The 6,487-nt window shown below is 67.6% G+C and carries 6 protein-coding genes, 1 tRNA gene, 1 other RNA gene and 3 pseudogenes; 3 read left to right on the plus strand and 8 right to left on the minus strand.

The window, feature by feature from the left end:
• Positions 1-152 (plus strand): annotated as a pseudogene (locus WA944_RS22710) (hypothetical protein); the annotation flags it as partial.
• 216 nt (positions 153-368) lie between these two features.
• Here the strand turns inward: WA944_RS22710 and WA944_RS22715 are convergent.
• The 8 genes and pseudogenes from WA944_RS22715 to WA944_RS22750 form a co-directional block, all read right to left on the minus strand.
• A pseudogene (locus WA944_RS22715) lies at positions 369-659 on the minus strand (GNAT family N-acetyltransferase); the annotation flags it as partial.
• Positions 660-781: 122 nt separating this feature from the next.
• The gene (locus WA944_RS22720) at positions 782-1,036 is read right to left on the minus strand and encodes an EamA family transporter (RefSeq protein ID WP_526369564.1); all 255 of its coding nucleotides are present in this window, start codon (positions 1,034-1,036) and stop codon (positions 782-784) included.
• Positions 960-1,289 carry a hypothetical protein gene (locus WA944_RS22725; protein ID WP_526369570.1) on the minus strand — a complete coding sequence of 110 codons (330 nt, stop codon included), beginning with the start codon at positions 1,287-1,289 and terminating at the stop codon, positions 960-962. The genes WA944_RS22720 and WA944_RS22725 overlap by 77 nt, the downstream gene beginning before the upstream one ends.
• Before the next feature lie 72 nt (positions 1,290-1,361).
• Complete coding sequence (locus WA944_RS22730) at positions 1,362-1,598, minus strand: EamA family transporter (protein WP_526369565.1); 237 nt, start codon at positions 1,596-1,598, stop codon at positions 1,362-1,364.
• 9 nt (positions 1,599-1,607) lie between these two features.
• Positions 1,608-2,679 (minus strand): annotated as a pseudogene (locus WA944_RS22735) (NAD(P)H-dependent amine dehydrogenase family protein).
• Between the two features lie 45 nt (positions 2,680-2,724).
• Positions 2,725-3,747 (minus strand): S1C family serine protease, encoded by a 1,023-nt coding sequence (locus tag WA944_RS22740; RefSeq protein WP_526369567.1) that lies wholly within the window; start codon positions 3,745-3,747, stop codon positions 2,725-2,727.
• 46 nt (positions 3,748-3,793) lie between these two features.
• Entirely contained in the window at positions 3,794-4,594 is an 801-nt protein-coding gene (gene lucA / locus WA944_RS22745) for a lipid uptake coordinator LucA (protein ID WP_526369568.1), read from the minus strand.
• Positions 4,595-4,668: 74 nt separating this feature from the next.
• A tRNA-Ser gene (locus tag WA944_RS22750) sits at positions 4,669-4,754 on the minus strand.
• Between the two features lie 92 nt (positions 4,755-4,846).
• Here WA944_RS22750 and ffs point away from each other — a divergent pair.
• Both ffs and WA944_RS22760 read left to right on the plus strand, forming a co-directional pair.
• An RNA gene (gene ffs / locus WA944_RS22755) (signal recognition particle sRNA small type) lies at positions 4,847-4,941 on the plus strand.
• A gap of 37 nt (positions 4,942-4,978) precedes the next feature.
• On the plus strand, positions 4,979-6,277 hold the full coding sequence (locus WA944_RS22760) for an aspartate aminotransferase type Ic (protein ID WP_526611570.1): 1,299 nt from the start codon (positions 4,979-4,981) through the stop codon (positions 6,275-6,277).
• The last annotated feature ends 210 nt before the right edge of the window (positions 6,278-6,487 follow it).

Consider the following 6,487-nt stretch of genomic DNA (forward strand, 5'->3'; position numbering starts at 1 on the left):
GCCAGGAACTCAGTTCGGGATCACTGGCACGACCACCGACCACACCACCCCCGGCCGTCGCCCCCTACCGAGGACCGACCGGCGAACGCGCCCAATGGAAGTGGTACACCCCCTACCAACCACCACCACCGACCATGGACCAGGCTGGCTAGAGCCCGAGGAATTCCCGGGCCGGCTCCAGTCCGCTGAGCTCGATATCGTTGCGGTGCACTGTCTCCCATCGCAAGCGGGTCATCGAGAACGCCAGCATGGTGTCCACACCGGTCACGCCGCGGTTCCTTTGTGGCGCCGTCCTCGATGTACGGCAACGACCGCGTGACCCGTACCGATGCGATGTTGTCATGCCACGCCCGGGTGGTCGCCCGTTCGCCATCCAGCCCGGCGAAGATCAGATGCAGCACGGCCTGGCGCATTTCGCGCCCCAACCCGCGCCCCTGGTAGCGGCGGCCGAGCCACGACCCGGTGGTGGCGGTGCGCATCGACGGGAACTGCTTGCCGTCGATGGAGCAGACGCCCACGACATCGCCCTGCGCGTGCACCGAAAAGTCGAGATGCCAATTGCTGACGGTGGTTTCGGCGCGACATCGCCAGAAGTAGCGCAGCGCGTTCCATTGCAGTTGCGGCGGTGCGACATCTGTCCACGGCTCCGAAAACGGCATGGTCGCTGGATCGTGGATGCCCTCGGGAGCGAGCGCAGCGACAGCCCCGGGGTCGACACGACAAGGCCGTTGAGCGGCCAGAGTGCAGCGGGCATGGGTCCCATGTCACCGCAGATCAACCGTCAGCTCAACGCATTTTTCGGTTCGAGGCGCCGGGTCGCCAGCACCGATCCGGTGAGGATCAGCGCCAGTCCGGCGAGCCGCCACGGTGTCAGCGGTTCATTCAGCACGATGACACCCGCGGCGAGCGCCACCGCGGGGTTGACGTAGGTGAAGACCAGCGCCCGCGGCGCGCCTACTTCACGGATCAGCGCGAAGAACACGATGAATGCCAACGCAGTACAGACCACGGCCAGAAGCGCCACCGCGATCACCACCCGCGGCGAGGCCGAGGCATGCGGCCGTCATCGGCATCGTCGGCACATCACCGAGATAACGCGCGGCGACCAGCGGTGCGATCGCGTAGCAGACCGCGACAAGCAGCACCTCCGTGACCGGCCATGCGCTGCCGCCGGTCAGCTCGGGGCCGGCGAGTACGGCGACTCCCGACAACCCGACCGCGAGCCCGGCCAGCCGCTTCACCGTCAACGGCTGGCCACCGCCGGTGAGCCGGTCCAGCAGGGTCGCCACGATCGGCGACGCCGCGATCAGCAGACCCGTCAGCGAGCTGGAGATGTGCCGTTCGGCGTCAGACAGCAGCAGTCAGGCGGCGATGATCTCGAACAACGCGAACACGGCGACCGGCTTCCAATGTGCGAGCACCGGAGCCCACGCGGAGCGGCGCATCGTCAGCGGGATCAGCACCAGCGCACCCACGGCGGTACGTGCGAACACCAGGACCGGGGCCGAAAGTCCTTCCACCGCAATCTTGATGAGCAGATACGGGATACCCCAGATGACGCTCATCGCGGCGAAGAGCAGCCATCCGCGTACGCTCATCCGGCAAGGTTAGCCAGCCGGCACGACACCTCGGGGCAGCGGCAGCGGCAGGTCGTTGTAGGTCGCGATGCCCGGCGCTGCGGCGACGACGGCCGGGATTGCGTGGATCGGCGGCAACGCGGTCATGATGTGGCCGAGCACGAAGAAGTCCTCGAGCGTCTTGGCGTTCTCGATCATGTCCTGCGGCGGCAGGAAGCCGACGGTCATGTTGACCGACGGCCGGCCGTCGATGGTGATCTTCCATCCGTCGCCGTCGAGCTGCCAGTCCGGCTCCAGGGTCTGACCCTTCTTCCACCGGACGTTGATGTCGATGACGGTCTTGCCGTTGCCGATCCCCTGCCAGCTGGCGAAGACGCCCGCCACATGTCCGGCTTTGATGGTCCACGACGCCATCGGTAGGTCCTCTGTCGTCTGGGCGTATTCGGACACGCAGGGTGATCTCATCGAGCTCGATGCCCAGAGCGTCCGCGACCAGTCGCACCGCTTCGGCGAACACCGCGGTGCCCTTGGCGGCCATCGGCCGCAGGTCGGGATCGTCGATGGCCATGTCGAAGCCGACGGGCCGCTCGGTGTCGGGGGAGTCGTAGAGGGTGGTGTCGGCGGACTCGGCGATGGTGACCTTGTCGATGCGGTCGCACGCGGTGCCCGCCACGATCGCGAGCATCTCGGCGAAGCCGGGGCTGACACCGGAGCCGAAGAGCGTCGATCCGCCGCGCAGGCACGCGTCGGCGAGCCGGTCCCGGTCGTCACCCAGGTTGTGCCCGGTGATGAACGAGGCCGACGCCACGACGTTCACGCCGGCCTCCAGGACCCGCACCAGCTCGTCGACGTTGATCCACATCGGGTTGTAGACGACCACGTCGGGTTTGAGAGCGAGCAGGGCGTCCGCGTCGTTGGTGGCGGTTACCCCCAGCGGTTCGATGCCTGCCAGCTCACCGACATCGCGGCCGGCTTTGTCGTCCGACCAGGCGTAACAGCCGACCAGTTCCAGGCTGGGGTGCTTCGCTATCGCGGCGACCGAGCTCTTTCCGACGTTTCCCGTCGTCCACTGGACGACCCGGTACGAGGCATTGTTGGGCACTCGCTCAGCATAGGGTTCCGCGGTGGCCTGTCCGACGGGTTTGGATCAATTGACGCCGGGGGTCAGCACCGCGACGCTGGTGCGCGTCTGTCCGGCACCGTCGATCCACACCAGCTCCAGCGCATCTCCCGGGTAGTGCCGGTCCAGCACCGAGGTCAACGTGTTCGTCGAGTCCAAGGTGGTCCCGTCGAGGGCGATCAGGATGTCGCCGTCGAGCAGTCCGGCCTGGTCGGCGGGGCCGCCACGCATCACCTCCTGGACGAACACCCCGGGCTCGTCGCGCGGGGTGGTGCGGACCCCGACACCGAGCAGCACCGGCGGGCCGATGTGGACCGTGTCGGAGCGGATTCCGGCCCGGATCTGGTCGCCCACGCCCATCGCATCGTTGATCGGGATCGCGAACCCCTTGCCACCGGGACCCATCCGGAAGTTCACCGAGGCCGCCGTCGTCAGGCCGACAACCTGGCCGGTCGCGTTGACCATCGGGCCGCCGGAGTCGCCGGCGCGAACCGGCGCGGCGAACTCGATGAGACCGGTCAGCTCATCGGAGGTGCCCGTCAGCGTGTCCTCGGCGTTGACGGTGCGGCCGAATCCGGTCACGGTGCCGACCTCGCGGGTCAGCGGCCTGTCGGTGCCCATGGAGTTACCCAGCGCCACCACGGGCTCACCCGGCACCAGCACGTTCGCGTCGCCGATGGCCGCGATAGGCAGTCCGGCCGCACCGATCAGCTGGATGACCGCGACGTCGCGTCCGCGGTCGTACCCGACCAGGGTTGCCGGGTATGACCTGCCCCCGACCGTGCCGGTGATCCGGTCGGCACCCTGTACGACGTGGAAGTTGGTGAGCACCTGCCCGCCGGGATCGAGCACGATCCCGGTCCCGAGGCCGATCACGCCCTGGTAGTCGACGGCTGTGTCGATGCGCACCACCGACGCTTCCGCCTGGTCGGCGGCTGCCATCACATCACCGGGGGCGGCGGCTGCGGGTGCCGCCGGGGCTACGAGCGCCAGGACCGCGGCAAGTGCGATCAGCAGGCTTCTGAGAGAGGGATACGGGCCCATACCCATCAATAGTGGCTGCGCTGAGGGCCGCTGTCGATGTCGTGCCTTTCCCTCAGTCCCCGCCAGCAACGCCGCCACGGGTTCGTTTGCGTCTGCCCGGGGCTTTTCCCTTGCCGGTCGGACGGCGGTTCTGGAGCGTCCCGTTGGCACGTTCGGTGCCGCTCTCGTCGGTGTTCTCCGAGGTCTGCGGGCCACTTTCGGCGTCTGCAGCCGGCTCCTCGGATTCCTGACCGGCCGTGGCCGGCTGCTCCGCGGGGGTCTGCGGAACCTCAGGATCCTCAGCCGCCTCGGCGTCGTCGGCGGATTCGGAATCGTCTGACGATTCTGTGACCTCCGAGGATTCTTCGGCCGGTTCCTCGGCCTTCGCCGCATCCTTGCGGCCGCGCCGGCTCTTGCGTTCCTTGACCTTCAACGGCTTCGGCGGTGGCGGCGGCAACTCGGCGACGAACGCCAGGTAGAAGGCGAGCATGCCCAGCAGCGCCATGGCGGCGGCCGCGCCGTAGATGCCGAACAACCACTGCCCGGCGTCGTCGAGCGAGAGCCAGATCTCGCTGATCGCGGTACCGATGATGAGCAGCCCTGCCGCGGCGTGCAGACCGATCGATGCCGTGCGCAGGTTCAGCGCGAGCGCCGGGGTCCCGAATTCCGGGCGCCGGGTGCGCAGCAGCGTGAACACTACGGGCAGCGCCGCCAGACCGATCAGCGCGCCGGTGACGATGCGCAGTGCCGTGCCCAGGGTGGGCGAGGTCTGCCCCAGCAGCTCGGGCGTGCGCGGAAGCACGAAGAAGAAATAGAGGACACCGGCGGCAATGGAGAACGACGCGTGCCAGATCACCGCGACGGTGCGACCCATACCCCTCCTCGATCTTTGTCGTCGGGGGTGCGACCGAGCTCTCGGTGATTGCCGGTCGCACCCCGGACTGAGTGCGGAGGATAGGGGATTTGAACCCCTGAGGGCTATTAACCCAACCCGCGTTCCAGGCGAGCGCCATAGGCCACTAGGCGAATCCTCCGTCGGCCATGGTAGCCGACCCGCATGGTGGGTCCGCAAAGCCGCTTGGCGGTTGCACCGCGGCAGGCGGCCGGGGCGGGGTACTACACTCTTCGTGGACCCCGCGCGGCGTCCATCCTGTGAACTCCCCCAGGGCCGGAAGGCAGCAAGGGTCAATGGGCTCTGGCGGGTGCGCGGGGTCCCCTTACGTCCGGAGAATCCACGCACGACGGTGAAAGGCGCGCGGTGTCGTTTCAGTCGCTGGGCCGTGACGAGCTGCTCGCACAGCATGACCAGCAGCAGCGCAACTACGCCGACCTGCAGGCCCGATCCCTGCAGTTGGATCTGACGCGCGGAAAGCCGTCTCCGGCGCAACTCGACCTGTCCAACGGATTGCTCGCGTTGCCGGGGGACGGACCCGACGCGTTCCGGGACGGGTCGGGCACCGACACCCGCAACTACGGCGGCCCGCACGGGCTGCCCGAACTGCGGAAGATCTTCGGCGAGCTGCTGGGCATCCCGGTGCCCAATCTGATCGCCGGCAACAACGCCAGCCTCGAGTTGATGCACGACGTCGTCGTGTACTCGTTGCTGCACGGTGGTGTCGACTCGCCGCGCCCGTGGATCGACGAGCTGCGGGACGGGCCCGGCGTCAAGTTCCTGTGCCCCGCGCCCGGGTACGACCGCCATTTCGCGATCACCGAGAGCCTGGGCATCGAGATGATCACCGTGCCGATGCTCGAGGACGACCCGGACGTCGATCTGATCGAGGAACTCGTCGCCGCCGACCCGGCGATCAAGGGCATGTGGTGTGTTCCGGTCTATTCGAACCCCACCGGCACCACCTATTCGTTGGAGACGGCTCGCCGGTTGGTTCAAATGGAAACAGCGGCTAGCGATTTCCGTCTCATGTGGGACAACGCCTACGCCGTGCACACGCTCACCCACAACACCGTCCGCCAGATCGACATCCTGGGCCTGGCCGCGGCGGCCAACCACGCGAACCGGCCGCTGGTCTTCGCCTCCACATCCAAGATCACCTTCGCCGGCGCCGGCGTCAGCTTCCTCGGTGGTTCTCTGGGCAACATCGCCTGGTACCTGCAGCACGCGGGCAAGAAGTCGATCGGCCCGGACAAGGTCAATCAGCTGCGTCATCTGCGCTTCCTCGGCGACGCCGACGGGGTGCGGCTGCACATGCAGCGCCACCAGGAGTTGCTGGCCCCGAAGTTCGCGCTGGTCCTGGAGATTCTCGAGGACCGGTTGGGTGACGCCAAGATCGCGTCCTGGACCGAACCCAAGGGCGGTTACTTCATCAGCCTCGACGTGTTGCCCGGTACGGCCAAGCGGACCGTGGCGCTGGCCAAGGAGGCCGGGATCGCGGTGACGGAGGCGGGTGCGTCGTTCCCGTACCGGAATGACCCGGAGGACAAGAACATCCGCATCGCACCTACGTTCCCCGCGTCGTCTGATCTTCGGGTGGCCATCGACGGTCTGGCGACATGCGCGTTGCTGTCGGCCACCGAATCGTTGCTGGCCGACAAGTAGTCGGTCGGCCTGGGTAGCCTGCTTCCGTGTTGCGTCCTGCAAGTTGGACTGAACTAGCGGGTGTGGGTCCCGTCCCGGTAAGCACCGGAGCGCCGGGTAGCAGGCCCCGGTTCGTCGTTGAGAGGCGGCGGGCTGAGCGGGGTGTCAAAAGCCTCTTCGGAGGGAGCAAGTGTGCGGGCCGTAGCGTTGTGCGAACTCTGCAGCCTCGTC

Source organism: Mycobacterium sp. (genome assembly GCF_049683355.1).
GTDB lineage: Bacteria > Actinomycetota > Actinomycetes > Mycobacteriales > Mycobacteriaceae > Mycobacterium.

What these genes read in the sequence shown, in the direction of transcription:
- lucA (WP_526369568.1), bottom strand. Translation starts at nt 4,594, where the DNA reads ATGGGTCGCACCGTCGCGGTGATCTGGCACGCGTCGTTCTCCATTGCC.
- WA944_RS22740 (WP_526369567.1), bottom strand. Translation starts at nt 3,747, where the DNA reads ATGGGTATGGGCCCGTATCCCTCTCTCAGAAGCCTGCTGATCGCACTT.
- WA944_RS22730 (WP_526369565.1), bottom strand. Translation starts at nt 1,598, where the DNA reads ATGAGCGTACGCGGATGGCTGCTCTTCGCCGCGATGAGCGTCATCTGG.